At 68.9% G+C, this 24,941-nt stretch carries 22 protein-coding genes; 15 read left to right on the top strand and 7 right to left on the bottom strand.

Going from position 1 to position 24,941, the window contains the following annotated elements:
* Positions 1-41: 41 nt before the first annotated feature.
* Positions 42-428, top strand: coding sequence for a hypothetical protein (locus JRI60_RS52410; protein WP_204223675.1), 387 nt, complete (start codon positions 42-44; stop codon positions 426-428).
* Positions 429-458: 30 nt separating this feature from the next.
* Here the strand turns inward: JRI60_RS52410 and JRI60_RS52405 are convergent, their stop codons facing one another.
* Positions 459-1,220 (bottom strand): hypothetical protein, encoded by a 762-nt coding sequence (locus JRI60_RS52405; RefSeq protein WP_204223674.1) that lies wholly within the window; start codon positions 1,218-1,220, stop codon positions 459-461.
* Positions 1,221-1,290: 70 nt separating this feature from the next.
* Between JRI60_RS52405 and JRI60_RS52400 the strand changes: the two genes are divergently transcribed.
* From JRI60_RS52400 to JRI60_RS52375, 6 genes are all read left to right on the top strand, one after another.
* Complete coding sequence (locus tag JRI60_RS52400) at positions 1,291-2,187, top strand: metallophosphoesterase family protein (protein ID WP_204223673.1); 897 nt, start codon at positions 1,291-1,293, stop codon at positions 2,185-2,187.
* A gap of 78 nt (positions 2,188-2,265) precedes the next feature.
* Positions 2,266-2,484, top strand: a complete 219-nt coding sequence (locus JRI60_RS52395; RefSeq protein WP_204223672.1) for a hypothetical protein — start codon at positions 2,266-2,268, stop codon at positions 2,482-2,484.
* Positions 2,481-3,839, top strand: a complete 1,359-nt coding sequence (locus tag JRI60_RS52390; protein ID WP_239470244.1) for a hypothetical protein — start codon at positions 2,481-2,483, stop codon at positions 3,837-3,839. Before JRI60_RS52395 ends, JRI60_RS52390 begins: the two co-directional genes overlap by 4 nt.
* A 113-nt stretch (positions 3,840-3,952) precedes the next feature.
* Positions 3,953-5,200, top strand: coding sequence for a hypothetical protein (locus tag JRI60_RS52385; RefSeq protein WP_204223671.1), 1,248 nt, complete (start codon positions 3,953-3,955; stop codon positions 5,198-5,200).
* A gap of 241 nt (positions 5,201-5,441) precedes the next feature.
* Entirely contained in the window at positions 5,442-7,088 is a 1,647-nt protein-coding gene (gene sitA5 / locus JRI60_RS52380; protein ID WP_430384361.1) for a SitA5 family polymorphic toxin, read from the top strand.
* Positions 7,089-7,095: 7 nt separating this feature from the next.
* A complete protein-coding gene (locus JRI60_RS52375) occupies positions 7,096-7,710 on the top strand; it encodes a pentapeptide repeat-containing protein (protein ID WP_204223670.1) in 615 nt (204 codons plus the stop codon).
* 120 nt (positions 7,711-7,830) lie between these two features.
* On the opposite strand, the gene JRI60_RS52370 is transcribed toward JRI60_RS52375, so the two are convergent.
* Both JRI60_RS52370 and JRI60_RS52365 read right to left on the bottom strand, forming a co-directional pair.
* The gene (locus JRI60_RS52370) at positions 7,831-8,748 is read right to left on the bottom strand and encodes a hypothetical protein (RefSeq protein ID WP_204223669.1); all 918 of its coding nucleotides are present in this window, start codon (positions 8,746-8,748) and stop codon (positions 7,831-7,833) included.
* Between the two features lie 147 nt (positions 8,749-8,895).
* Positions 8,896-10,269 (bottom strand): MFS transporter, encoded by a 1,374-nt coding sequence (locus JRI60_RS52365; RefSeq protein WP_204223668.1) that lies wholly within the window; start codon positions 10,267-10,269, stop codon positions 8,896-8,898.
* Between the two features lie 70 nt (positions 10,270-10,339).
* Between JRI60_RS52365 and JRI60_RS52360 the strand changes: the two genes are divergently transcribed.
* Positions 10,340-11,233, top strand: a complete 894-nt coding sequence (locus JRI60_RS52360) for a LysR family transcriptional regulator (protein WP_204223667.1) — start codon at positions 10,340-10,342, stop codon at positions 11,231-11,233.
* A 17-nt stretch (positions 11,234-11,250) separates the two neighbouring features.
* On the opposite strand, the gene JRI60_RS52355 is transcribed toward JRI60_RS52360, so the two are convergent.
* Entirely contained in the window at positions 11,251-12,885 is a 1,635-nt protein-coding gene (locus JRI60_RS52355) for a serine/threonine-protein kinase (RefSeq protein WP_239470242.1), read from the bottom strand.
* 512 nt (positions 12,886-13,397) lie between these two features.
* On the opposite strand from JRI60_RS52355, the gene JRI60_RS52350 reads away from it, so the two are divergent.
* The 6 genes from JRI60_RS52350 to JRI60_RS52325 are packed head-to-tail and all read left to right on the top strand — an operon-like array spanning position 13,398 to position 18,495.
* Positions 13,398-13,835 (top strand): hypothetical protein, encoded by a 438-nt coding sequence (locus tag JRI60_RS52350; protein WP_204223666.1) that lies wholly within the window; start codon positions 13,398-13,400, stop codon positions 13,833-13,835.
* Between the two features lie 37 nt (positions 13,836-13,872).
* On the top strand, positions 13,873-14,340 hold the full coding sequence (locus JRI60_RS52345; protein WP_239470241.1) for a hypothetical protein: 468 nt from the start codon (positions 13,873-13,875) through the stop codon (positions 14,338-14,340).
* A gap of 18 nt (positions 14,341-14,358) precedes the next feature.
* Positions 14,359-15,546, top strand: a complete 1,188-nt coding sequence (locus tag JRI60_RS52340) for a winged helix-turn-helix domain-containing protein (protein ID WP_204223665.1) — start codon at positions 14,359-14,361, stop codon at positions 15,544-15,546.
* A 32-nt stretch (positions 15,547-15,578) separates the two neighbouring features.
* Entirely contained in the window at positions 15,579-16,130 is a 552-nt protein-coding gene (locus JRI60_RS52335) for a GNAT family N-acetyltransferase (protein ID WP_204223664.1), read from the top strand.
* Complete coding sequence (locus JRI60_RS52330; RefSeq protein ID WP_204223663.1) at positions 16,127-16,897, top strand: zf-TFIIB domain-containing protein; 771 nt, start codon at positions 16,127-16,129, stop codon at positions 16,895-16,897. The genes JRI60_RS52335 and JRI60_RS52330 overlap by 4 nt, the downstream gene beginning before the upstream one ends.
* 32 nt (positions 16,898-16,929) lie before the next feature.
* Entirely contained in the window at positions 16,930-18,495 is a 1,566-nt protein-coding gene (locus tag JRI60_RS52325; protein WP_204223662.1) for an alpha/beta hydrolase-fold protein, read from the top strand.
* A 6-nt stretch (positions 18,496-18,501) separates the two neighbouring features.
* Here the strand turns inward: JRI60_RS52325 and JRI60_RS52320 are convergent, their stop codons facing one another.
* Positions 18,502-19,260, bottom strand: a complete 759-nt coding sequence (locus tag JRI60_RS52320) for a tRNA1(Val) (adenine(37)-N6)-methyltransferase (protein WP_204229475.1) — start codon at positions 19,258-19,260, stop codon at positions 18,502-18,504.
* Between the two features lie 120 nt (positions 19,261-19,380).
* On the opposite strand from JRI60_RS52320, the gene JRI60_RS52315 reads away from it, so the two are divergent.
* Entirely contained in the window at positions 19,381-19,890 is a 510-nt protein-coding gene (locus tag JRI60_RS52315; RefSeq protein ID WP_204223661.1) for a hypothetical protein, read from the top strand.
* A 15-nt stretch (positions 19,891-19,905) separates the two neighbouring features.
* Here the strand turns inward: JRI60_RS52315 and JRI60_RS52310 are convergent, their stop codons facing one another.
* Complete coding sequence (locus JRI60_RS52310; RefSeq protein WP_204223660.1) at positions 19,906-20,823, bottom strand: hypothetical protein; 918 nt, start codon at positions 20,821-20,823, stop codon at positions 19,906-19,908.
* A gap of 41 nt (positions 20,824-20,864) precedes the next feature.
* On the bottom strand, positions 20,865-24,887 hold the full coding sequence (locus tag JRI60_RS52305) for a hypothetical protein (RefSeq protein WP_204223659.1): 4,023 nt from the start codon (positions 24,885-24,887) through the stop codon (positions 20,865-20,867).
* Positions 24,888-24,941: the final 54 nt, after the last annotated feature.

Below are 24,941 nucleotides of genomic sequence, written 5' to 3'. Positions count from 1 at the left end.
GTCGGCATCAGGATTGTTCCCCATCCTCACGAGGATTCCCCATGCGCTTCTTCCCCATCGCCGTGGTGCTCGCCGTCTCTACCCTCGCTCCCGCCTGTGCCTCCCTGGGGGAGGAGCACTTCTGCACCCTCGAGGCACGCTCCTCGGTGCAGGTGACGGTGGTGGACGCCCAGGGCAATCCCCAGCGGGACGCCCGTGTCACCTTCACGCGCGACGGCGGCCCCGAGCAGCAGGCCCTCTGCAATGGCGGTAGCGCCCCGCAGCAGGGCTCCTGCGACACGTGGGTGACGGAGTACGAGCGGCCGGGCCAGTTCGTCATCAAAGCCACGAGCGCCGACGGCCAGCGCACCGTGCAGCAGCAGGTCACCGTGACCGAGGACGAGTGTCACGTTCACACCGAGTCCGTGAAGCTCGTCCTCCCGGGCTGAGCCGTCCCCTGGAGCGGAAGGGCCGCTCCCTCACGGCGTGCAGCTTCCCTCCAGCGACAGGCGGTAGCCCGGGGAGCAGCTGCCCGCCTCGACGCACCAGCCATCGCCTCCGTCGTGCAGGCCGGGCCCGCAGGCCGACGCCTCGAAGCACTTCGCGTCGGGGTCTCCCGTGCTGAGCAGGTCTCCGCGCAACTCCAGGCCCTCGAGGTTCACCGTCAGCTCCGCGGGCGAGGGGCTCGTGCGGTAGAGGCGCAGGGGACGCGCCGGAAAGCCCACCCGCACCGTGCGCATGCACACCCGCTCGGCCATGCGCTCGGGGACCTCCTGGGGCCCGAGTGGCTTCCACGGCGCGAAGCCCGCCGGAGCGCTGTAGACCCCCTCCACCGCATCCAGGAAACCCGGGCACGCCGAGTCCGCCGTGAGCCGCGCTTCCGCGAGCCCTCCCTGGACACCGTTCCTCCCCGTGAAGACGAGCCGCAGGGGACACTGCCCCTCGGCCAGTGACACTGTGAGTTCGAGCCGGGCCACACACCGGTCCTCGATGGCGTCCACGTCCATCTTGTGCACGGCCGTCACCGTCACCTTCCCCCCGCTGTAGTCGATGGGCACCCCGCCCGCCTGGACGATGCCCGAGGGCGACAGCCGGGAGGCACAGGCCCCCTCGTCCGGGGAGCCATCGTCCTGGGGGTAATAGCCGGGATCTACCGCCACGCCGGGCTCGAGCACCCAGCAGCCCGAGATCATCGTTCCCATCAGCACGAGACCGAGCAGTGCCCTTGCGCGATGTGACATCCCCGCTCCTCCCAACGCTACCGTTCGGTGCCTCGCAGTGCATTGCTCGAAACCCTCCGGAGTGGATCCCATGAACCTGCCCCACCTTCTGCGCCGCGCGGGGAGCGCGGCCCTGCTGTTGTCACTCGGTGCCTGCCAGACGGCGGGAGTCTCGACGGGAGGGGGCGCCGCGCAGGTGCGTCCGCCACCGGCGGTGCTGGTGGGAGCCGGAGACATCGCGAGCTGCGAGTCGGACCAGGACGAGGCCACGGCGAAGCTGCTGGATGGAATCGACGGGACGGTGTTCACGCTGGGGGACAACGCCTATCCGGATGGCTCGGCGGAAGACTACGCGAAGTGCTACGCGCCTTCATGGGGGCGGCACAAGCAGCGCACGCGCCCGACGCCGGGCAACCACGAGTACCACACGACCCGGGCCCACCCGTACTTCGAGTACTTCGGCGAGGCGGCGGGCAAGCCGGGCCAGGGCTACTACAGCTACGAGGCGGGAACCTGGCACGTGGTGGTGCTCAACACCGAGCTTCCGGAGGAGGCGCGCGCCGAGCAGCAGCGCTGGCTGCGCGAGGACCTGAAGGCGCACCCGGCGCGGTGCACACTGGCCTACTGGCACCGGCCGCTCTTCAGCTCGGGGTGGGAGCGGGACAACCCGGGCGTGAAGGAGATGTGGGACGCGCTCTACGAGGCGGGAGCGGACGTGGTGCTGTCGGGCCATGACCACTTCTACGAGCGCTTCGCCCCGCAGACTCCCGACGGTCGCGCGGATCCGGAGCGGGGCCTGCGGGAGTTCGTGGTGGGAACGGGAGGCAAGGAGTCCTACGTCTTCGGCGATCCCCTGCCGAACAGCGAGGTGCGCCAGGCCGATACCTTCGGGGTGCTGAAGCTCACCCTGGAGGACGGCACCTACTCGTGGGAGTTCCTCTCCGCGGAGGGCGGCTTCGAGGACCGGGGCCAGGGCGTCTGTCATTGACGCCCACCCCGGGCGCTCACCGTCCACCAGAAGCGGAAGGATGCACTTTCGCGTACAGTAGTTACCTGGAGGTAGGCATTGGCGAGCAAGGACCGGGTCCTGAGCGAAGTGCAAAGACTGGCGGACGGAAGCCTCGACGGCCTCGGCGAGAAGGAGAGCTCCGACGAGAACCGCATCGCCCACCGGGCCCTCGTCATCCTGTCCGACACGTTGAACCACATCTGGGACGAGACGCGCGGGAAGAAGACGGCGCGAGCCCCGAGCGTCCACGATCACGCGGGCGTGGAGGCGAAGTGAGGTCGCCTTCCCGAGGAGCCTCCCGGCTGGCCGCGCTGATGCTGGCGCTGCTCACGGCGTGCGGGGGCTGCCACAAGACGGACGCCGAGCGTGCCGCGGAGGAGCGGGCGAAGATCGAGAAACAGATTCGGGACTCGAACACGCTGGTGCCCTACCGCGCGCTCAAGCTGACGCTGAGGGCATATGGCACGGCGGAGCAGCCCGAGGCGGTGACGGCGCTCTGGGAGATGGTGCTGGAGACGCAGAAGCTGCCACAGCGGGAGCTCACCCAGGAGGAGACGCGCCAGGCGGCGGCGACGTACCTGAAGCTGGCCATCGCCTTCTACCGGGCGAAGCAGACGCTGCGGGAGCACGACGAGGACGACTACCCGCTGCTGTGGACGAAGCTGGAGCTCGCGAAGCAGACGGCGCCCGAGCCGCTGTTCCCCGGTTACGACAACGGCATGGAGCACCTGTTCGAGGGGCTGTTGCTGGTGATGCTGGACACGGCGGACCAGGGCAACCGGCTGCCGATGACGGACCTGACGCTCTACGAGTTCTCCCGCGCCACGCCACGGCCCGAGTGGCCAGCCCTCCTGCGCACGGTGTCCCGGGCGGGCCGCGGCCTGTCCTTCATGCAGGGGCGCTACCACTACGCCTCCGAGGAGGAGCTCACCGCCTACGTGACCGAGGTGGAGGCGCTGCCGGAGGTGGACCTGCGCCTGCTGGGCCAGCTGAGCCAGAGGGGAGCGACTCCGGAGCGGACGCGCGAGGGCCTGCTGGCGGCGGGCTACTTCCTGCGCGCGTGGAACCGGATGCAGCTGAAGCGCGACGAGCCGGCGGCGGACGACGTGGAGCGGGGGCTGAAGTCGCTGGAGAAGCTCGGCATCGAGAACGAGCTGACGTGGTGGGGTTGGGCCTTCGTGCACTACCGCCGCGAGAACTACGCGGAGGCCGCGGTGAACCTCGACAAGCTGGCACGCAGCCCGTACCTGGACGAGCCGACGCGTCAGGAGCTCCAGACCAGCGCGGAGGAGCTGCGCCAGCACGGAAAGAGCCTGCCCATCTTCCGGCAGCACCGCGCGGCGCTCATCCTGGTGCGCGCGCTGGTGGCGAGGGCAGGCGGGATGGAGGAGATCCTGGTCACCTTGCTGGGCGAGGAGCGGGCCCGGCAGGTGTACGCGCCCGTCGCGTGGATGGACCGGGTGGTGCACGGACTGGCCGCGGTGAAGAGCGAGGACGTGGTGCGCGAGGCCGGGGGAGTGATGGACAAGGCGCTCGAGGCGGGCAACCAGGGGCTGAGCACGTTGAAGGCGAAGCTCGGCGGCGTGCTCCCGGGTGGTGCGGGGGCCTCGGCGGGCTCCGGGCCTCCATAGACAGACAGTCGTCCCCTGAACATCCAGGGGAACGCAGCGGCCCGGGGTGGGCTTGGAGTGCTCCTCGCGATGACTACCCTCGACTCCCCTGAATCGACATCGGGAGCACCCTCGTGGCCGAAGGTTCCTCGCACGCCTCCCCCCGCGCGCTCGTCCTCTCCATCCTCCTGCTCTCCGTGCTGGTGCCTCCGCCAGCACGCGCCGACGAGAGCCCCACGCCGCTGGAGGACAACCACCGCATCACCACGGGCTACATCCAGCTCGCCTACGCCTTCCAGGCGTTGCTCGACCCGGGCCTGCAACCCGGAGGCACGAGCAGCGTCCGCCCCAACTGGTTCGGCTTCGCGCCCCACGCCTCGCACGAGGCCGGCAAGGGCATGCTCAACGCGGCCATGGCGCGGCACCTGCTCGACGCGGCCCGGGGACAGCCGTCGCTGTCGGTGGCCGGGGCGCTCGACCGGTTGGGACTCACGGGCATCCTTCGCCTCTCCGTGGAGCAGCTCTCGCTGGAGCTCGTGCTCCAGGGCCTGCCCACGGACGCGGCCACGGCACTCGGCGCGCTCACCACGGGGATGAATGGCCAGGCCCTGGCGGATGCGCGAACCCTGCTGACCACCGCGTCACGACTCGCCTCGCTGTACTGGAGCGCGCCGGGAGTGCATCCCCTCGACAAGGCGGAGGCCGTGGTGCGCACGCTGGAGCGCACCCTGCACGAGGGCAACGTGGCCATCTTCGCGGACATCGGGGGCGCGGCGAATGCGTACCTCGACTGGCGGCAGACAGCCGGAGCGGTGACACCCGAGCGCGTGCTGGCGGACTTCCAGTTGCCTGGCGCGAGGCCAGAGGAGACGCGGCTCGCCTACGGCTACGCACTGGCCCACGTGCACGACACGCCGAGGCCCTTCGCCTTCGACACGCTCTTCCCGGGGATGGACGGGCGGAGTCTGGTGGTGGCGGCGTTCGCTCTCTACGAGCGGGCGCGGCTCACGTCCGAGCCCGGCGAGCGCGAGGCCCTCATCGCGGTGGCGAACAACTACCTGGCATGGCGGGAGCAGCACGACGCGGTGCAGCTGGCGTTCACGCCGGCAACGGAGCACGGGGACGAGGTGTCACGCCCCGAGGTGATGCGAGCGATGACGCCGATGCTGGTGGTGCACTTCGGAACGCTGGAGTGGACGCTGGCGGAGTACGCGTACGACCGACCGGAACGAGACGGCAACGTGCTCACGGCGCCGCCGACGGAGTACGGCTGGGCGACGTTCTGGGATCGCTGGGAGCCCATCCTGGACTCATTCGAGGGGGGCTACGAGGAGCCCGAGGCGCTCTGGGTGATGCCAGGACCGCTGGAGGATCCCTTCTAAACAACGCTGAGCAACAACAACCCCTCTCCCTCTGGGAGAGGGACGGGGTGAGGGTAAGTATCCCCGTCTTCCCGCCCGTGAACCCAGCGCGGAGGGGCGCTCACTTGCACCGAGCGGCGGGGCCGCGCGCCCGAGCAGTCGACGAGGGACTCAACACATAGCGGTGATGAAGCGGCTGACTGATTGGCTTCCACGCGTCCTATCCTTCAGGGCTGTTGCACCTGAGGGAAAGGGCAGCGTCATGGCAGAGGAGCACCGGAGTCCTGGGGCGGGGGAGGGTGGTACGCAGTTCGAGGCGCGGCGGAGCTCGCGAGGCTCGCCCCGGTGGGCGTCGGCAGGCGCCCTCTCCCTCATCGTCCTCTTCCTCCATGCCGCATGCGCGACACAGGCGCCCATGGCAAGCCGAGTGGCAGGGGACGGCCGCTCAAGGGATCCGGAAGCGGGGAGCGAGGCGCGCTCGACGCCGAGGGATTTGCAGCCGGTGGTGGTCGTCTACGCGAACCTCCTCGAGGCGCGAGGGAAGACGCGAGTGGTGGCGCTCACCCCGGAGGAGTACCAGCGCGCGGTGGCGCAGCTCGGCCACCACTTTCAGGTGCAGGGGACGCCCCAGGAGACAGCCCAGGGACTGCTCCAGGCGATGCCCGAGGAGGAACTGCTCGCCGAGGTGTATCGCGACCGGGTCCTCACCCTGGTGCCGCTCAACGACAAGGGGCCGCTCGTACCCGAGGCCGAGGCGGCGCTGAAAGAGAAGTACCTGCGCTGGTGCGAGCAACGCGGAGGGGGTGACTGCCTGGGCCTCTTCACGGACGGGCCCTACCTGCGCACGGACGACAGGCGCACCCTGGCTCTGGCCCTGGCTTTCGGCACGGTGCTCGATGAGACGCGGGCGGCCCTGAGTCGCGAACTCAGCCCGCAGGCGCTGCTCTCCTCGCTGGTGTGGGCCGCGGGCCTGTACCTGGCGCTCTGGCTACTACCAGAGCCGAGCACGAAGGCCGTGGCGGCCGCTCTCTCCGTGGTGCTGCTGGCCTGGTTGGGCCTGGACGCCATGTGGGGCCTCATGGACGGATGGGCAAGCATGGCGCACCGGGCGCACGAGGCCACCACGTTCGAGGAGCTGCGCGAGGCGGGTGAGGCCTTCGGCCGGGTGATTGGGACGGACGCGGCTCGAGCTCTCATTCTCGCGGTGGCTACCCTCAGCGGGCGGACACTCGGCGAGGTGGCCACGCACGTGCGCTCGCTGCCGAGGTTCAACCAGGTGCAGGCGCAGTGGGCGGCCCAGGGCATGGAGGGCTCGGTGGCGGTGGCCATGGAGGAGGCCGCAGCGGTGGAGGTGGTGGTGGTGGAGAGCCGCGCGCTCGTCGTCCTCACGTCTCCGCAGGCGCCGGTGGCCATCAACGTCCTTGCGAAGAGTGGCGTCGGCGGAGCTGCTGGAGGGCACTCAGGCACCGTGGCCATTCAGCACCGCGGCGGCAACAAGCAGGTGGTCCTCGGCAACGGGGAGCGGTGGCACCTCCCACGCGGGAAGGGCCTCAACGACATTGCGGCGGAGGACCGGCTCGGTGACGAGTTGCAGGCAGCCGTGAAGGAAGCGGCGGCGAAGTGGTCTTTGGGAGAGCTGACGGGTCCGGAGCGCGCCGCCATCGACCGGATGCGGGCTCGCGGGTTGGAGCATCGCGCGAACCTGCTGGAGAGACAGGCTCGAGGCCGTTGGGTCGAGGCACGCCTGCAGAGATTGTTTCCGAAGCTGTCCTGGAACGAGCGGGGCGTTGATATCACTGGCCCAGCAGGGCAGAGCTACCACTACGAGATCCTGTCTGGTACGGAGTCCAACTTCGCGCTGCACGGGCGCCGGATGGCGAGCACCTTCTTTCGCATGATCTTCTTCTGAGGTCCGAGTGACTCCCAACATCCACTACGAGGACCGGGTGATTGAAGGCGAGCGGGTGGAGCTGCCCAAGCACGCCATCTACTGGCTCGGCCCGAACGTCACGTTTCGCCGCAGCACCCTGGTCATCAGCGTCGCGGCGCGCTGGCTCACTCTCATGTCGGGCAACCTGATCGACTGCACCATCCAGGCGAAGAGCGAGCTGACCACCTTGCGGTGGGGGACGATGAATTTGAAGGGCTGCCGGTTCACGGGCCGGTTCACGGGCAACGACTTCGGTTTCCGGGAGGACGATCTCGACAAGTGGCGGCTCGGCGGGATTGAGGACTGCGACTTCACCGAAGCCCGGCTCCATGGGTGCCGGTTCTTCAACTGCGACATGAGCACGATTCGGCTGCCACGCTGGCCGTGCTTCACCTTCATGGACCCGAGGGGGCACGCGGCGGAGCTGGGCCGCCACGAGTGGCCCGGCCTCTTCGGTCAGGTCGTGATCAAGGGGCTTGCCGAGGAACTCGAAGGTGTTGTGGCCACTACGTGGCACGCCCCCACCATCGCGGAGAAGTTGGACACGACGGCCGAGGAGCTCCGCACAGTCCTGGAGCAGGTGCCGCGGGTCGTCATGTAGAGGCGTACCCGGCCACGGCGTTCTGGCACTGACGCTCGGAGTCCATCGAGGAGTGGGCAGGCAAGGCGGAGACGTTCTCGTCCCCGTCTTCCCGCCCGTGAACCCAGCGCGGAGGGGCGCTCACTTGCGCTTCTTGACCGTGACCTTCCTCGCGGGGCGGCAGAGGGGGTTGGGCTTCTTGTCGACGGAGGCCTGCTGGAACGAGCGGCGCCCGTCACAGGCGATGCGGAGCTCGGGGTTCTCGTCCTTGGGAACGCGGAACGTCTTGGCCTTGGCGCCGCGGACCATCAGGTGCTGCCACCAGACCTTGGCGCGGTCCCTGCCGTACATGGCGGAGCCACACTCCACATAAGGGAGCCGGCCCAGCACCGAGGTGAAGGAGGGGACATGAGCGCCCTCGACGAGCCGGGTGCCGAAGAAGACACGGCCCTCGTAGCGCACGAAGCCGCAGCCGAGCTCCTCATAACCCTGACCATCACCGCGGGGGACGGCGACGAAGGCAGGCAACTCGGGGCGGCTGGTGTGGTTGAGATAGAAGAAGCGGACGTCGCGGGGCCGGCACTCGCGATCGACCTCGAAGGACTCGGCGTCGGCGAGATCCAGCCGGGTGAGCACGTCGGCGAGCTGGCCGTTGGGCTCCTTCACATGGTCATCGCCGCCGAGGGACTGGCTCCAATAGATGCTGGTGGCGTAGCGGAAGAAGCCGCAGCCGAGGGGGCGGAAGGAATCCGGAGCGAAGGGGACGGGAGGGCGGTTCTTGAGGGGGCGCTGGAGGAGGAGGGTGCAGCCGCGGCGGACGCGGTGGCCATCGAGATAGAAACCATGCCCGAGGGGCCGGAGCATGCCCTCGCCGGTGCCGACCTGTTTGGCGCCACACTGGGTGACTTCCGTCTCCACGAAGGCGGGCTGTGCCGGAGCCGAAGCCGGGGCGGGGGCCTGGAACTCTGCCTGACCGGCGTCCGGAGTACCGGTGTCCGGGGTGCCCGCGTCCTGGGCGTGCGCGGCGGAGCCCAGCACCAGCGTTCCCAAGAGGAACACCAGGGGGGACGGGAGCCGCTTGGATGAAGACCTCGTACTTCCCATGGCGGCGCATCATGCAGTGTCCCGGGCCCGAGAGCGAAGAAACCCGTCAGGGAGGCAAGGGCGCACGGGAGGAGAGGAGGCGGGCGTGTCGGGGGCTGGGGCTCAGGAGGCGGCGGGCTCGGCGTCGGTGACGACCCGGCCGGGGGCGAACCCCCCGAGTGACAGCGCGGCGACCCCGGCGACGAGGGCGATGAGGGCGAAGCGGAGGGGGAACCCGCCGTGGACGAGGTCCACGAGGGCGATGGTGAAGGAGCCGCCGAGCATGCGGGTGGCGTAGATGGCGCTGGTGACCATGCCGCGGTGGTGCCAGGGGGCGCGGGTCTGGGGGCCGATGAGGGAGGTGGAGGCGGCGGGGCCGAGCCCGAGCCCCAGGAGGGCGAGGCTGGCGAAGGTGGCGGGGATGCCCCAGCCGCGAGCCACGCCGAGGGCGAGCAGGGAGGCGCCGAGCAGGGCGATGACGAAGCCGCCCCCGGCGCTGGCGCGGAGCCCGCCGCGCATGAAGACGCGGACGCCGAAGGTGGAACCAAAGGCCCAGCCGGCGAGCAGCGGCACGAGGGCGACGCCGGCCATGAGGGGGCTGTATCCACCGCGCTCGGTCATCCAGAGGGGGACGAAGGCGGTGGTGGTGTAGAGGAGGCCGCCGCCGAGCAGGCCGCCGAGCACGCCACTGAGGACGGTGCGGTCGCGCACCAGCTCCAGGGGGACGAGGGGGGAGGGGGAGGTGCGCTGCTGGCGCACGACGGCGACGAGGCCGACACAGGCGGCGAGGGCGAAGGCGGAGCGGAGGCCGCTGGCGCCCCCACGCTCGAGGGCGAAGAGGAGCAGGCCGAGCGAGGCGCCGATGAGGGCGGGGCCCCAGAGGTCGACGCGGCCGGGGCGGCGTGCGGGGTCCCGGTAGGAGACGTGGAGCATGACGAGCGCGAGCAGGCCGACGGGGACGTTGACGAGGAAGGCCCAGCGCCAGGAGGCATGCATGACGAGCCAGCCGCCGATGAGGGGGCCGATGACGTTGGCGCCGCCCCAGGCCGCGGTGAAGACGCCTTGAATCGCGGCGCGTTCACGCAGGGTGTAGAGGTCGGCGCTGATGGTCATGGTGGTGGGCTGGAGGGCGCCGGCGCCGAGCCCCTGCACCAGGCGGAAGGCGATGAGGGAGGGGACGGACCAGGCGGCGCCACAGAGGACGGAGCCGAGGAGGAAGAGGCCCATGCCGAGGGTGAAGACGGGCTTGCGGCCGAGGTGGTCGGCGAGCTTGCCGAAGAGGAGCACGCCCACGGTGGAGGCGAAGAGGTAGGCGGAGAAGACCCAGGAGTAGAGCTCCTGGCCGCCGAGCTCGCGGGTGAGGGTGGGCATGGCGCTGGTGACCACGGTGGTCTCGAAGGCGGCGACCACGAGGCCGAGCAGCACGGCGGAGGTGGCCATGCGGCGGGCGGTGCCGGGGCGTGCGGCCGGCTGAAGCTCGGAGATGCTCGCGTCCATGGGGGTGGAGTAACCAACCTGGGGGCATGCGGAAAGCGCATCTCTTGCATAGAGTGCATGCGGAGAGCGCATGAACACGGAGCAGCTGAGGGCCTTCGCGCAGGTGGCGCGGGAGGGCCGCCTGACGGTGGCGGCGAAGCAGTTGGGGATGTCGCAGCCGGGGCTGTCGAGACAGCTGCAGGCGCTGGAGAAGGAGCTGGGGGTGCGGCTGCTCGTGAGGACACCGGGCGGGGCGGTGCTGACGGACGCGGGGGAGCGCTTCCTGCCACACGCGAGGCGGGCCCTGGACGCGCTGGCGGCGGGGACGGCCGAGCTGGGAGAGCTCACGACGACGCCGAGGGGCACGGTGTCGCTGGGGGCGCTTCAAACGGTGGGGATGTACCTGCTGCCGGAGCTGGTGCGGGAGTTCAAGAGCCGCTACCCGGAGGTGCTCCCGAGGCTGAGCGAGGGGATGCACGACGCACTGGAGGCGGGCATCGCCAGTGGAGAGCTGGACCTGTGCATCATGAGCCTGCCGTTGAGGCGGGTGGATCTGGTGGCACAGAAGCTGTGGGAGGAGGAGATGGTGCTGGTGGTGCCGGGAGGGCACCGGCTGGCGAGGCTGAAGAGGCCGGTGGCGCTGACGGAGGTGGTGGAGGAGCCGCTGGTGGTGATTCCGGGGATGTCGGGCACGCACGCGCTGGAGGCGGCGTGCGAGGCGCGAGGGGTGAAACCCCGGGTGGCGGTGGAGGTGGACAACGCCGAGGGGCTGCGGCGGATGGTGGAGCAGGGGTTGGGGGTGGCGCTGCTGCCGGCGCTGATGGCGCGGGAGCACGAGGCCCGGGGCTTCGACGTGGTGGAGGTGACGAAGGGAGGCCCGAGGCGTCAGGTGGTGCTGGTGCACCGGGGCGAGGAGTACCTCACGGCGGCGGCGAGGGCGCTCAAGTCCTTCATCGTGGAATCGCTGCGCCGCGCCGGACCCTGAAGACAGACACCTCCGGGCTACGCCGCGCGCGACATCGGATCCTTCGCCACCACCGTCTGGGCCCCGGTGAGCGGCGGAGCGACGCGCCGGGTGGACCCGGCCGCGTCCACCGCGGCACCGTGTTGCAGCCACCAGCGCTCGGCGTCCACCTTCGTCCACTTCCCCGCGTCCGCGCACGCCTCCAACGCGTCTCGCAGCTCCTGCACGCTGGCGAAGCGCTCCTCGGGCCGCTTCGCCAGACAGCGCAGCAGGAGTCCGCTCAGGTCTTCCGGCAGGGCGTGCCCCACCCGCTGGCTCGGCGGCTCGGGGGGCGTGTGCAGGTGGTGGGCGCAGACCTCCACCATGCCCCGGCCCTCGAAGACGTGCGTGCCCGTGAGCAGCGCGTACCCCACCGCTCCCAGGGAGTACAGGTCACTGCGCGCATCCACCTTCCCGGGAGTGGAGATGGCCTCGGGGGCCATGAACAGCGGCGAGCCGGTGAGGGTGCCGCTCCGGGAGCTCGCCGAGTCCCGGGACTCTCCCAGGTCCTTCACCAGCCCGAAGTCGAGCACCTTCACCAGATCCGGCACGCCGCGCCGCCGGCACAGGAACAGGTTGGCGGGCTTGATGTCCCGGTGCAGCAGTCCCTGCCCGTGCGCCTCCTCCAGCGCGTCGCACACCTGACGCAGCAGGTGGATGACACGCGCGGGCGGCTGCGGCCCCGAGACGGCGAGCAGCCCATCCAGGTCCACCCCCTCCAGGTACTCCATGACGTAATAGAAGAGACCATCCGCGGTGTGGCCGTAGTCGTAGATGGCGATGGTGTTGGGGTGGGTGAGCTGGCTGGTGAGCTGCACCTCGCGCTCGAAGCGCTCGAGGCCCTGACCATCCGAGCCCGCGCGCAGCAGCTTGATGGCGGTGCGGCGGCGCAGCATGGCATGACTGGCCAGGTAGACCTCGCCCATGGCGCCGGCGCCCAGCCGCTGCAGCAGCGTGTACTGGCCCAGCTTGCGCGCGTCGCGCACCTGCTTGCGCAGCCCGTAGATGACCGCCGAGGCCACCGTACCGGCCGTGACCGCCAGGGCGCTCCAGCAGAGCACCAACAGGAAGAGCAGCCTGGGAGCGAACGGGGACGTGTCCCGGATGCGCGTGGCGACCAGGAGCGCCGCCATTCCCACCGTGACCACGCCGATGCTCAGCAACAACGTGCGGCGGGCGCTGCTCGGGACGATGATGGCGCGCAGGCACAACACCGCCATCAGCGCCAGCACCATCTCGTACGCTCCGGCGACCGGGTAGGGATGATCGAAGGGCGAGAGCGCCATGACCGCTCCGATGAGCACGGTGTTGCCCGTGTCGAGGGCCTCCAGCACCCGCTGCGAGCGCCTCCCGGTGCGGCACAGCAGCCAGACCCCTCCAAAGAGGACGTATTGGCTGAGCATCTCGATGAGGAGCAACCCCCTCGAGAGTGTCTCGAGGCCCATCGTCAGATCCTGCGAGCACAACACCAGGAGGAAGGCGACGTGGTAGGCGAAGGCGCTGAGGAGGCCCACCTTTCCGAACAACCCGAGGCGCTCCTGAAGCAGTGCACGCCCGTCCTCGGTACTGCTGGCGGACAGGGCCGCCCGTGTCTCCAGGGAGATGACGGGCGGGATTTCAACGACTTGACGCATGATGGCGGGGGCCATACCCGGAAACGCCCGCCCCTGCCAGGGAGGTCCGTGTAGGCAGAGGAGGGGACCCTCCGGGCGCGGATTCCGGCAACTGGTCCGACAGTCGGACCAGTTCGCGCGGCGCGCGTCCGGAGGGTCGGCGCCGTGCTCGGTCTCTCGACGATTCGATGGCCGATGGCTCAGGGCATCGGAGCGAAGTAGCCGTACTCCTCATCGGTCGCGAGCACCACCGCGCAGGCGACCAGTACCAGCCCCAAAGACAGACGAACCAGATGACGCATCTCGTATCCCCCCTCGAAAGTGAAAGCCAGGTAGCAGCTCGCCCGAAACCAAGCAATCACCGTGCCGCCTCTCATGCGGCCCTGTAGACTCCCGGCGCGCCCCATGCCCAGGACGACGACGACCCCCCCTCCCGTGACGCTGACCGCTCCTCGGGGCACACTCGCCGCTGCGACATCCGCGTCATATCTACTCGAATCCACCGGAGCCGCGACATGGCCCTGACTCCACGCATGGCCGCGTTCTTGATGGCGCTTCTGCTGGTGGGCGCTCTGCCTTCCTGCGCACATCCTCGCGACACGGGTGGAGGAGCGGATCTTGGACGCAACACCGCGGAAGCACGAATCAACCACCTCATCTCCGAAGGTCAGTTCGCGGAGGCCGAGGCGCTCATTTCCGAATCCGCCTCCTCGAGTCTGATCGAGCAGGCGACCGCGGTCGCTCTGCGGAGGCAGATCGCGGACCTCTCGATGAAGCTGGGAGAGATTCCCGCCCGGCTGCAGCGAGTCCCGAGCTTTCCAGCGAAACACAAGGACTTCACTCGCTTTCAAATCCAGAAGATGTACGACGGTAATGACTTCAGCATTGCCTCGAAGAAAGAGCTCCAGACCGCGTTGAAGCTCTTGAAGGATGTCGCGAAGGACAGTTCGCGGCTTCTTCAGAAGATCTGAGAAAATCATGCACCCGAGCCCGCGCGAGTTGCAGCAGATGCTCTCCGAAGCCAGTATCCTGGAGTTGGGAAGCCCCCGACAGTTGCAGCTCTTGGAGAACCTTCGGACACACTGCCCAGCTTTCGTCCCCGCGCTCCTGGTTTCGAGCAGGGCCGAGCTCTGGGGAGAGGAAGGCGCCGGCCCACCCGAGGCCTTCTTCGACGAGGTCGAGCGGATGCTCCACGACGCCGTCGAGGCATCGAGCCGGGAACCCGCGGCCCTCATCGGACTGGCCCGCTTCATGAGCGTCGTGCGTGATTCACCTCGAGACGCCGAGGCTCTCTATCGGGAGGCTTCGACGAGGGCGTTGGAGCTGCTGGAAGAGTCATGGGCGGGCCTCATCGAGGCGCTTGGCGAGCAGGAAAAGACGGACGAGGCGGCGCGAATCGCGGAGAACGCCCGTGGGGTCTTTCCCCAGTCGAAGCAGATCTCCGAAGCGTGCGAGCTCGCGAAGCTCGGCAGGTAGACTCGCCCCCACCTCTCGATGCCCAAGCCAACCTCTCCTTCTCCCGTGACGCTGCCCCTGGACGAGGCGCGAGCCTTCCTCGTCAGCCACCTGGGGCTCGCCACACCCGCGTACCCCCCGGGCGCCGAGGGCGTGCGCTCCCTGCTGCTGCACCTGCGTCACATCCAGTTGGATCCGCTGGACGTCATCGGCACCAACGCGGACCTGGTCGCACTGGCGCGCGTGGATGGCATCTCCAAGGGCGACGTGTACCGCCACCTCTACCCGGGCCACGCCTTCGAGCACTGGGCCAAGGAGCGCTGCATCCTCCCCGCCAGTGCCTTCCCGCACTACCGCGAGCGCTCCCTCGAAACACCCTGGTGGCACCTCGCCACCCGCCTGGAGCGGCTGCCCGAGAAGGTGCTCGGCGCCGTGCTGGAGGAGCTCGAGGCCCATGGCCCCCTCACCGCCTCGGAGCTGACCGACCACGGCGCGGTGCAGCCCCTGGACTGGAGCGGGTGGAAGGGCACCGGCAAGGCCACCTCCATGGCGCTCGAGGTGCTGTGGACGCGCTGTCAGATCGTCGTGTGCGGCCGGGGTCCCGGGGGCAAGCGCTACGACGTGCCGCACCGTGCCCTGCCGGACGTGGCGCGGGCCTCCGTCGGATACACCGGTGACGAGGGCTTCGCCCGCTGGGGCCTCGGGGAGCGCGTCGAGGCCGCGGGTCTGCTCTCCCGGGTGGCCGGGCCTCACTGGTCCACGCTGTCCCCCGTGCGCACCTCGCCGCTGCCCGACACGCTCGTGCGCGAGGGTGTCCTGGAGGAGATCGCCCTGCCGGACTCGCCTCGCCGCTACCTCGCGCCCCGGGGCTTCCGCTCGCGGCCCGTGACACCGCCGGACGAGCGGATGCGGATACTCGGCCCGTTGGATCCTCTGCTGTGGGACCGCGCCCTGGTGAAGCAGCTCTTCGGCTTCGAGTACACCTGGGAGGTCTACAAGCCCGAGGAGCAGCGCCGCTGGGGCTGGTACGTGTGCCCCCTCCTGCACCGGGGGCAACTGGTGGGGCGGCTCGAGGCACGCATCCAGGACGGCGTCCTGCGTGTGGAGAAGTTGTGGAGGGAGAAGGGCGTGAAGCTGGACGACGCGGCGCTCGACGAGGCCCTGACGCGTCATGCCAGGGCCTGCGGCGCGGTGAAGGTGCGCCGGCCCCGGGCCCGGGTGGGCTGAGGCTCGCGCCACCTGCTAGGGTTGCCCCCCGAATGTGGCGGACGACAGCTCCCAGGAGCGAGTTCCTGTTCGAGGTCGGGGAGTACCGGGTGCGACGGGTCTCGGAGGAGGACACGCCGCTCCTGCGCGAGCTGGGAGAGCGCTGTCTGGAGCACATCGAGCTGCACTACGGCTCGCCGCCCGACCCCGCGCAGATGATTCGCGAGCTGCTGTCGGACCTGCCTCCGAACAAGACGCTCGCGGACAAGTTCGGCATGGGCGTCTTCGATGGCACGGGCCGGCTGGTGGGAGGCATCGACGTCATCCGTGACTACCCGGAGCCAGGTGAGTGGTACCTGGGGTTGCTGGTGCTGGACCCCGGCCATCGCAATCATGGACTGGGAGAGAAGCTGATGGACGCGCTGATCGGGTGGCTGCGGCGGCGAGAGGCCGCGTACCTGCGCCTGGCGGTGTCGGAGCACAACGCGGCGGGCCAGCGCTTCTGGACGCGCCTGGGCTTCCAGCCCGTGAAGCAGGTCATCGCCGAGTTCGGCAACAGGCAGAGCGTGTTCCACGTGATGCGCCGCGCGCTGGAGGTGCGATGAAGTGCCCGGAGTGCAAGCAGCCGATGGCCGAGCAGTCCTTCGAGGGAGTCGCCGGCAACCGCGTCGCCGTGGACGTGTGCCACGGCTGCCGGGGGCTGTGGTTCGACAGGCACGAGAGCCGGCAGCTCGCGCCGGGGGGCACCCTGCGGCTCTTCCGCGAGATGCACGGCCGGCCGGGCGAGCGCCGCCAGCGGGGCACCCCCTTCCTGTCCTGTCCGCGCTGCGACTCGAAGCTGGAGCCGACGCATGACCTGGCGCACAACAACCGCTTCCAGTACTCGCGCTGCACCCGGGGACATGGGCACTTCATCACCTTCTTCCACTTCCTGCGCGAGAAGGGCATCGCCCGGAGCCTGAAGCCCAAGGAGCTCGCCGAGCTGCGCAAGCACGTGGACACCCTGATGTGCTCGGACTGCGGCGAGCCCGTGCGGATCGCCAACCTCACCGCCTGCGTGCGCTGCCAGGCGCCCCTCTCCCTCCTGGATCCGGACTGCGTGCGCACCACCGTCCAGGACGCCCAGAGGATGGCGGGCTCGCGCAGGGACGTGACACCCGAGGTGGCCGCCCAGCTGCTGATGACACACACGAAGCTGGACGACTTCCACCGCAAGCCCGAGCACCACCGCTCGAACGCCATTCCGAACGTCGATGTCCTTCTCGCCTCGTCGCAGCAGCGACAGTACGTGGAGGGCGAGCTGAAAAACATGGATCTGGTCGGCGATGGCATCGTCCTCGTCCTCGGCATCCTCGGCGAGCTCTTCTTCTGACTTCCCCCCCACCCCCAGGCACACGCACGAACATGACGCACCCACACCCCTCGCGTTCCACGTTCCTCCTGCTGCTCGCACTGACGGCCCTGGCCGGCTGTGAGCCCAAGCCTCCCACCACCCCCACCGAGCAGACCCACTCCGACGTCCAGTTCGACGTGACGGTGCCGCCCGAGACGCCCGTCGACGCCACCCTGCTGCTCGTGGGCTCGGATCCGTCGTTCAAGGGCTCCTCTGGAAAGGGCCTGGAGCTCATCTACCAGGGCGGTACCACCTTCTCGGTGAAGGCGAGGCTGCCCAAGGACAAGGAGCTCACCTACACCATCCAGATGACCGCGCCGTCCGCGCAGGTGGCGCTCGACTCGGCGGGGGTGGCGGTGCCCGCTCGCACCGTCCAGGTGCACGAGAACGAGGAGAAGGTGGGCTTCGAGGTGGAGCGCTGGGGCCCGGAGGGTGGCGCCACCGGGGCACGGACCGTCTTCATCGTCGCGGTCCCGGACATCACCCCGCCGGATGCGGAGGTCTGGCTGTCTGGCAACCAGCCCGAGCTGGGCAACTGGAACGGGGCGGGCGTGAAGCTCTACAAGGCCGTCAACAACAGCTACGCCACCACGCTCACCTTCGCGGCGGGCACCTCGCTGGCATTCAAGGCGACGCGCGGCTCGTGGGAGACGGTGGAGAAGAGCGCCGAGGGCCGGGAGGTGGGCGACCACACCTTCAAGACGGGAGGAGGCTTCGAGCGCGTCTCCATCACGGTGGGCTCGTGGGCGGACTTCGGCAGCGTGCCGCCGCCCCAGGTGCTCACCGGGAAGATCGAGTACCTGAAGGACGTGACGTCCACCCTCACCACGCTCAAGAAGCGGGACGTCATCATCTGGCTGCCGCCGGGCTACGACGCCAATGACACCACGACGCGCTACCCGGTGCTGTACATGCACGACGGGCAGAACCTGATGGACGCCACCACGGCGGCGTACGGCTTCGAGTGGGGCGTGGACGAGACGGCGCAGAAGCTCGTCGAGGAGGGCAAGGTGGAGCCGCTCATCATCGTGGGCGTCTACAACACCTCGGACCGAGGCCCCGAGTACACGCAGGTGCCGGATCCCCGGTACCCCGAGGTCGATGGCGCCAACGGCGGCCGGGCGGATGACTACGGCAGGTTCCTCGCCGAGGAGCTCAAGCCGATGATCGACAAGAAGTACCACACGAAGACGGACGCGCAGTCCACGGGCCTGGCGGGCTCGTCGCTGGGGGGCCTCGTGTCCATGTACCTGGGCATGACGCGCTCGGAGACCTTCGGCCGGCTGGGCGTCGTCTCTCCCTCGGTGTTCTGGGGCCAGAAGGACATCATCACGAAGGTGAAGGCGCTGGAACAGAAGCCGGCGCTGCGCATCTGGCTGGACATCGGCACCGAGGAGGGTGGCAACGGGCAAGAGACGGTGGCCGATACCCGGGAGCTGTACGACGCGCTGGTGGGCGAGGGTTGGGTGGCCGGCTCCGACCTGAAGTACACCGAGAAGGAGGGCGCAGGTCACAACGAGGCGTCCTGGGCCGCGCGCTTCGGGGACATCCTCCAGTACCTCTACCCGCCCCGGTAATCCCTCTCAGTCCCGCTCGGCCCGGGGTGGCTCCATCAGCGAGGCCACCTCGGGCGAGTAGCCCCCGGGGCCCTCTCCGTGAGCGATGAGCGGCGGGCGCACCGCGAGCCCCCGCTGCCTGTCGCGCACCGCGTGCACGAGGAAGCGCGTGGCCGGAGCCTCCACGCGCGCGTGCACGAAGCGCAGGGCCACCGGGTACAGCTTCGCCGCCACGAGCAGCCCGAGCACCTCCGCCACGCGCGCCGCCGGGTACACGAGGCTCACCCGTCCCCCCGGGCCCAGCGCATGCCGGGCCGCCGCCACCACCGAGGGCGCGTCACACGCCAGCTCCTGCTTGGACACGGCACGCTCCTCGTCCGGGCTGCGCACCCCCGCGTGCGCCGGGCGGAACGGAGGGTTGGACACCACGTGCGCGTAGGCCCCGGGAGGAAACAGCGAGCGCGCCTCGCGCAGATCCCCGAGCACGGGCCGCACCCGTCCCTCACAGGCATTGAGGGCCACGGCACGCATCAGCCGCGCGTGCACCTCGGGCTGCAGCTCCAGCGCGTCCACCGGTCCCAGGCCGAACTGACACGCCAGCAGGAAGGACACCACGCCGCTGCCCGCGCCGAGCTCCAACAACGGGCCTCCCGCGTCGGAGCCCTCGGTGGCCGCGAAGGCCGCGAGCAGCACCGCGTCCAACGTGAAGCGGTAGCCGCTCCGGCGCTGCAACACCCGCACGCCCGCGGTGCCGATGGAGTCGAGCGTCTCGTCCGGCGCGGGCATCACGGGGTCCTCGGAACTGTCGGGCACACGGCCGTCACTCTATCCGGCCGTGCACAGCGCGCACGCCCTCCGGGGGGCCGGGGCTGGCTTCACCCGGAGTGATGCACAGCTTGCCCGACCATGGTCCGCCACGTCTCCCTTCCCGTCGTGCTCCTGGCGCTGGCCTCCAGTGGTTGTGGCAGCCAGCTGGAGCCTTGCACCGAGGGCTGTCCGGACATCTCCGGGGTGTACACCGTCCAGAACGCCACACCGGTGGGGCAGTGCCCCTTCAGCCCCTACCTGCTGGCGCCCACCGTGCAGCTGTTGCAGAGCGACAGCGGGCGGAAGGCCACCCTCGACGTCATCGATCCGTCCTCGAACCTCGAGGTGCACCTGACGGGCGATGTCTATGCGCGCGGACCGAAGGAGGACGCCGCGTTGCTCGGCTCGTTCCAGCTCAACTCCTCGGTGGTGCGCTCCGCCAGCCAGTCCGACACCCAGCCGAGGGTGCTGGACGTGAGCGCGACGGGCTCCGTGTCGCTGCACGAGGGCCGCCGCGTGCTGTCCGCGACGCTGAGCACCACGGACATCACCAACGGCTCGAACACCGGCTGCAGCATCTCCCTCGCCATCACGGGCGAGGGGAGCTGAGCGCGGCTCCAGACGTCAGGGAGCGCGCTGGTAGTCGGTGAAGATGACCAGCACCTCGTTGCGGACGTTGCCGAGCACGGTGACGACGTAGATGTTCTCGGGCGATCTGGGCTGGCTGATGAGGCGGAAGGGGTCGAAGTTGAAATAGGGCGCCGCGCTGCTCTTCATCTTGCCGTAGGCCGCCGTGCTGGCGTTCCAGGCGTACAGACGGCTCTGCCGATCGAAGGCCAGCACCGTGAGCACCGGGCTTCCAGAGGCTCCTCCTGTCGGCGGAGTGTCCAGGGCTCCCGGCGGCAGCGTGCCCTGGACGCGGTAGGACTTGCCCGCCTGGAAGTCGAGATCCGTCCGGATGACCCCGGCCACGGCCTTGGGAGACTTGGGCGACGCGCCGAAAGCGAGGAGGTCGCCGTTCTTCACCTCGTAGGGCGACTGCCCGGTTCCCTTGCGCGCGGGATTGGCCGGAACCTGGACGGTCTGGATGGGCGTCACCAGATCATCCAACCAGAGGAAGACCTGGTAGTAGGCCTGATCCGGCGGAAGGTTGAGCAGGGCGCAGAGGTCGACGTTGAAGTAGCCGCTCTCGCGCAAGGCATTGCGGGCGGGCCCGGGGCCGGCGGCATCCTCGTCGCTCATCAGCGGGAGGATGGCGTCCTCCTCCTCGTCCTCGATGGCGGGATTGAGGTCCGACAGGAAGACCTGCCCGCTGGTGGAGTGGATCGCCACCACGGTGACGGGTTTGGGAAGCTGTTCGCCGTAGAGCTCGGTGTAGGGCCAGCCCAGCTCATACACACCGAGCAAGGCGACGCTCGGGCCATTGGCGCTCTGCCCGGGCTGAAGCGTGAAGGCCAGGTTGGCGAAGGCCTGGGTGAACTTCGGTGAGGAGGGCTGCGGGTCGTACCAGAGGGTCGCGGGGATGCGGAAATCGTCGCTCATGTCTTGCTCCGCTCAGTCGAGGGAATCTCTTCGGAAGGTGCCTAGAAGTCGGTGTCTCCCACCACCTTGGGGACGGAGAGATCCCTCGCTCGCAGGGCCTGGCCGCAGTTGGGGCAGTAGTTCACCGTGATGGGCGTGGAGAGTGAGTGGTACATGATGCACGAGGGCGAGACTCCCACATCGACGAGCTGGCCGGTGTCCAGCTGGGCCGCGACGAAGGTCTCGACCGCGGACCTGCAATGATTGCCCGTGCCGATCTGGGCGCCGTAGGGAGGAGCGACCTCGCTCACCCTGTCCGGCGGCGGCGGGTTCTTCAAGTTGTAGCGGGTCTGGTTGTTGCGACCGAGATACCAATGGACATTGCCGTTCTGTCCCTGGTTCGGCACCTTGTTCGCGGTGAGGCCGAGGTAATGGCCGGTCTCGTGCCACATGGTGTGGTTGGCGGACGCGGTCGCGTCGTAGCCGGCGAGGGTGGCCGCCTTCTGCTCCCGGTTGCGGATGCCCACGAAGGTCTTGCTCCCCGAGGAGAAGCCCGAGACGATGGTCTGTCTCCTCAAGGTCACTTGGACCTTCACCTGGTCGAGCGCGCGCCCGCCCAACAGGTCGAAGATGTTGATCTTCAGCTTGAAGCTGGCTTCGCCCTCGTAGGTGAGGGAGACGCGGTCATCCGGGATGGCGTTGATCACACTGTTGTCCAGCGCCAGCACCTTCCCACTTCCCGCGACGAGCCAGTTGGCCTTGGCGGAGAGGTCGTAGGGGTCATTGAGCACCTTCGACACCATCACCAGCGTGGGAGCGGTGATCTGGATCTGCTTGGGGGTGGGGGCGCCGGAGGCGATGGTATCCATGAGCACGAGGTCGAACGTGCGCTCGGTCGGGGCGGGCAGCCCGTTGCCATTCCACCACGCACCCGTGGCATTGGCCTTGGTGACCACTCCCGTATGGGGAACGACCAGGACATTGCCCTTGCGCTCCATCTCGAGGAAGGAGGCGGCGTATTGGTTGATGAAGGTCGGCTCATTGGCGCGGTTGGTGTAGTCGCCACCGCCATGGCGCCGCATCACCGCGAGCGTATAGAAGATCTTCTGCCAGACCTGGAGAGGCTTGGACCGGGTGTTGGCCGGCGCGGTGTCTCCCTTCGCCCCGAGCTCGGTCTCGCCCTTGCGGGCGTCATCGGCGAGGAAGGCCACGGCGTGGAACTTGTCACCACCGTAGCGGGAGAGCTTGATCCGGGCACTGGCCTTGCCATCGGAGCCGGTCGCCGCGGTCACGTGCTTGTCAGCGGCCTTGAGCTCGTCCGGGACGTTGGGCACCCGGGGGGTCCCGACGGCGGCGTTGCCATTGCCATTGAACCCCCACAGCATGAAGTCGACATCGATGCCCGCCTTGGCCGGTTCGACCTCGGCGGTGACCAGGACGCCGCGGCCGTTCTTCGAGGGATTGCCGTTGTCGTTGGCGAGCAGGGAGCGATCCGGCGGCTGGTTCACATACTGCTTCCAGCCATCGATATCGGGGGTGACCCGGACGATCTTGACCACGGTCATCGCCGCCCAGTCGCCATTGCGCAGTGAAGGCTGGCGGTCCGGCCAGCTCTCGCCGACACGGTCGTCGCGGCGCAGGCCGAGCTCGACGCGGACGTCGCACAGGTCGGCGCTCACCGCCTTGCCCTCGGCCCAATAGGACTTGTCGCTGGCGCCCACGTCGGTCTTGCCGAGGGCGAGCGGGTGATCCTTGTCCGCGGCCACGGTGCTTCCGGCCTCGCTGTCGTAGAGGGTCAACCGGTCCTGGGTGGAGACGACGCTCACGAGCACCTGATACGAGGCCGCCGCCACCGGCCAGGTGCTGGTGTCGACCTTCTTGAGCACCAACTTAGCGCGACCGTACTGCTTCTGGACGTTCTGGACGTGGAGGAAGCGGCCCTCCTGGCGCATGCCCCGGGGGGTCATGGGCACCTCGGTGATGGGCGAGGTGCCGCCGTCGTCGCGATGGACCGTCAGCTTCAAGGGAATGACGGCGAGCTCCCGCTTCGCCTCGCTGGCCACCGTGACAGCCGGAGCGGAGACGGACGGCTCCGGCGCCTTGGCCTTCAGGGTCAGCGTGCTCTTTCCGGACGCAACGCCTCGCAAGTAGTAGACCCGGGTCGGGTCGACGAGCGCCGCATTGGGGATGAGGGCCTTGTCGTCGCGGAAGTTGAGCTCGAGGGTACAAGCCTCGTCGAGGTAGACCCGGACGTTGCCGTTGTCCCGCTTCAGCTCGCCGTCACAGGTGTAGGGGGTGTTGGGCGCGCTCTGCGTGACGTAGAACCGCGCCCGCACCGGCGTGGTCCTGTTCTTCGCCTCGGAGGAGGTGTCGAGCAACACCAGGTCGTACTCGGTGTCGATGACCGGCGTCACGGTGTTGGTGGCCTCGACGAAGACCGGCACCGCGCCGTTGACCGTCTCGGGCTTGAGCTGATTGGAGGGCTGGATGATGAAGTAGGGCTTGTTCGGCGCCGGCAACTCGAGGGCGAAGGAGACCTCCTTGTCCAGCGGACCGTCCCAGGTCAGGTAGAAGGTCTTGCCCGCCTTCAGGTCGACGTTGGAGATGGGAGCATCCAGCTTCTTGTCCGCGAAGAGCGGATCCTTGCCCTTTCCAGTCCCATCGAGGGCGGCGAAGACGAGGAGCCGGGCATCGCCGCGCACCAACGTGCCATCCTGACCATAGGACGCGGACGCATTGCTCTGGGTGATGGCGACCTTGACGGGAGTCAACCGCCCCGGCGCCACCGTTCCTTGAGGGGCGAGCGTCTTGCCAATGAAGTTGGCTGCCTTGACGGGGACCGTGACGGAGGCGGGAGAGGCCAGCGCGAACGCCCTGTCCTTGGGATCATGCAGGGACAGACTCAACGCCACATCACCGGGGGCCGTGCCCACGAGGTAGAGCTCGAGGGGTTTGCCCGCGGTGAGCAGAGCATTGGGGATGACAGCCTGGTTGTCGAAGAAGGCGACCGGCCGGGTCCGTTCCTCGTTCCAGAACAACTGGAGGCTGGGGGAACCGCGCTGCAGCACTCCGGCGCCCTTGTAGGGGAGGACCTTGCCGGCGGTCTGATCGATCGACAGCAGCACCTTGGGCGAGGTGCCAACGAGCGAAGGGAACCAGAGGGCGCCGTCATGCTCCCGGGGAAGGTCGAGCGCCACGCGGGGCGTCACGGTATTGACGGGGAGCAACGATACCTGCCGGGCCGCCGTTCCGGCCGGTACGACCTGCTTGGGGTCACTGTGGGGCTTGAGGCCCAGGGTCAGGATGACCGTGGCGGGGGAGACATCCGGTGCCGCCTTCATGAAGAAGGGGAGGGGAGCATTCAGCGCCAGGTTGGCGGAGGGAATCACCGCCTTGCCGTCGGTCACCGCCAGCTTCGTGGTGCAGGAGGCGTCGGTGTAGAGCTGGATTCTGGCGTCCTTCGGCGAGAGGGAGAGCTCGCCGGTGCCGTTGTAGGCGGCGGTGGAGTCGTTGTCGGTCCTCTCGTAGGTGAGGGTGACGACGGTGGGAGCGCCGCTGGGGTAGACCCGAGGGTCGAACGGTTCGGTGTTGCCGATCAGGACCTTGGGGGTCAATACGGCGGCGGCCTTGACGGTGATGTCCTTGGAGGCGCCCGCGTCGTTCTGGATGACGTTGATGCGGTTGCTCTTGGCGCCGGTGATGAAGTCGGTCTGCTTCCGCTCCGACGTCTCCAGGAGATCCAACACCAGGGTCAGACGGATCGGGACGATGCCGGTGGCGACAATCCCTTTCATGTAACAGGTGATGCCCGTCTTGCCACCGCCGAAGTCCTGGGTCTTGAGCTGGGCGGGGGTGAGGCGCGCCTGGTTCTCGGAGAAATTGAGCTTCTGCGTGCAGGCGATGTCCAGGTAGAGGTCGATGCCCTCGCGGCTGCGGGTGATCGTTCCACCGCCGGGATAGGGGGCATTGACCCCATCCGTCTGCGTCATGGAGAAGTCGATCCGCGTTGGCTGCTCCGTGCCCCCGGAGGGATCGAACCAGAGCTCTGCGGATGTAGCGATCTGCGGAGTGACGATGTTGGGCATCGGTGGCGTCCTGAGCGTGCAGCCGTGAAAAGCGCTGCCGGGAGGACGTACGGA

This window comes from Archangium violaceum (assembly GCF_016887565.1).
In the GTDB taxonomy this organism is placed as follows: Bacteria; Myxococcota; Myxococcia; order Myxococcales; family Myxococcaceae; genus Archangium; species Archangium violaceum_B.
The sequence above is the reverse complement of the archived record's forward strand: the minus strand, read 5'-3'. Positions and strand labels throughout refer to the sequence as shown.

What these genes read in the sequence shown, in the direction of transcription:
- JRI60_RS52330 (WP_204223663.1), top strand. Translation starts at nt 16,127, where the DNA reads ATGAAGTGCCCGGAGTGCAAGCAGCCGATGGCCGAGCAGTCCTTCGAG.
- JRI60_RS52320 (WP_204229475.1), bottom strand. Translation starts at nt 19,260, where the DNA reads ATGCCCGCGCCGGACGAGACGCTCGACTCCATCGGCACCGCGGGCGTG.
- JRI60_RS52315 (WP_204223661.1), top strand. Translation starts at nt 19,381, where the DNA reads ATGGTCCGCCACGTCTCCCTTCCCGTCGTGCTCCTGGCGCTGGCCTCC.
- JRI60_RS52360 (WP_204223667.1), top strand. Translation starts at nt 10,340, where the DNA reads ATGAACACGGAGCAGCTGAGGGCCTTCGCGCAGGTGGCGCGGGAGGGC.
- sitA5 (WP_430384361.1), top strand. Translation starts at nt 5,442, where the DNA reads ATGGCAGAGGAGCACCGGAGTCCTGGGGCGGGGGAGGGTGGTACGCAG.
- JRI60_RS52405 (WP_204223674.1), bottom strand. Translation starts at nt 1,220, where the DNA reads ATGTCACATCGCGCAAGGGCACTGCTCGGTCTCGTGCTGATGGGAACG.
- JRI60_RS52345 (WP_239470241.1), top strand. Translation starts at nt 13,873, where the DNA reads ATGCTCTCCGAAGCCAGTATCCTGGAGTTGGGAAGCCCCCGACAGTTG.
- JRI60_RS52335 (WP_204223664.1), top strand. Translation starts at nt 15,579, where the DNA reads ATGTGGCGGACGACAGCTCCCAGGAGCGAGTTCCTGTTCGAGGTCGGG.
- JRI60_RS52325 (WP_204223662.1), top strand. Translation starts at nt 16,930, where the DNA reads ATGACGCACCCACACCCCTCGCGTTCCACGTTCCTCCTGCTGCTCGCA.
- JRI60_RS52410 (WP_204223675.1), top strand. Translation starts at nt 42, where the DNA reads ATGCGCTTCTTCCCCATCGCCGTGGTGCTCGCCGTCTCTACCCTCGCT.
- JRI60_RS52365 (WP_204223668.1), bottom strand. Translation starts at nt 10,269, where the DNA reads ATGGACGCGAGCATCTCCGAGCTTCAGCCGGCCGCACGCCCCGGCACC.
- JRI60_RS52340 (WP_204223665.1), top strand. Translation starts at nt 14,359, where the DNA reads ATGCCCAAGCCAACCTCTCCTTCTCCCGTGACGCTGCCCCTGGACGAG.
- JRI60_RS52305 (WP_204223659.1), bottom strand. Translation starts at nt 24,887, where the DNA reads ATGCCCAACATCGTCACTCCGCAGATCGCTACATCCGCAGAGCTCTGG.
- JRI60_RS52310 (WP_204223660.1), bottom strand. Translation starts at nt 20,823, where the DNA reads ATGAGCGACGATTTCCGCATCCCCGCGACCCTCTGGTACGACCCGCAG.
- JRI60_RS52400 (WP_204223673.1), top strand. Translation starts at nt 1,291, where the DNA reads ATGAACCTGCCCCACCTTCTGCGCCGCGCGGGGAGCGCGGCCCTGCTG.
- JRI60_RS52350 (WP_204223666.1), top strand. Translation starts at nt 13,398, where the DNA reads ATGGCCGCGTTCTTGATGGCGCTTCTGCTGGTGGGCGCTCTGCCTTCC.
- JRI60_RS52355 (WP_239470242.1), bottom strand. Translation starts at nt 12,885, where the DNA reads ATGCGTCAAGTCGTTGAAATCCCGCCCGTCATCTCCCTGGAGACACGG.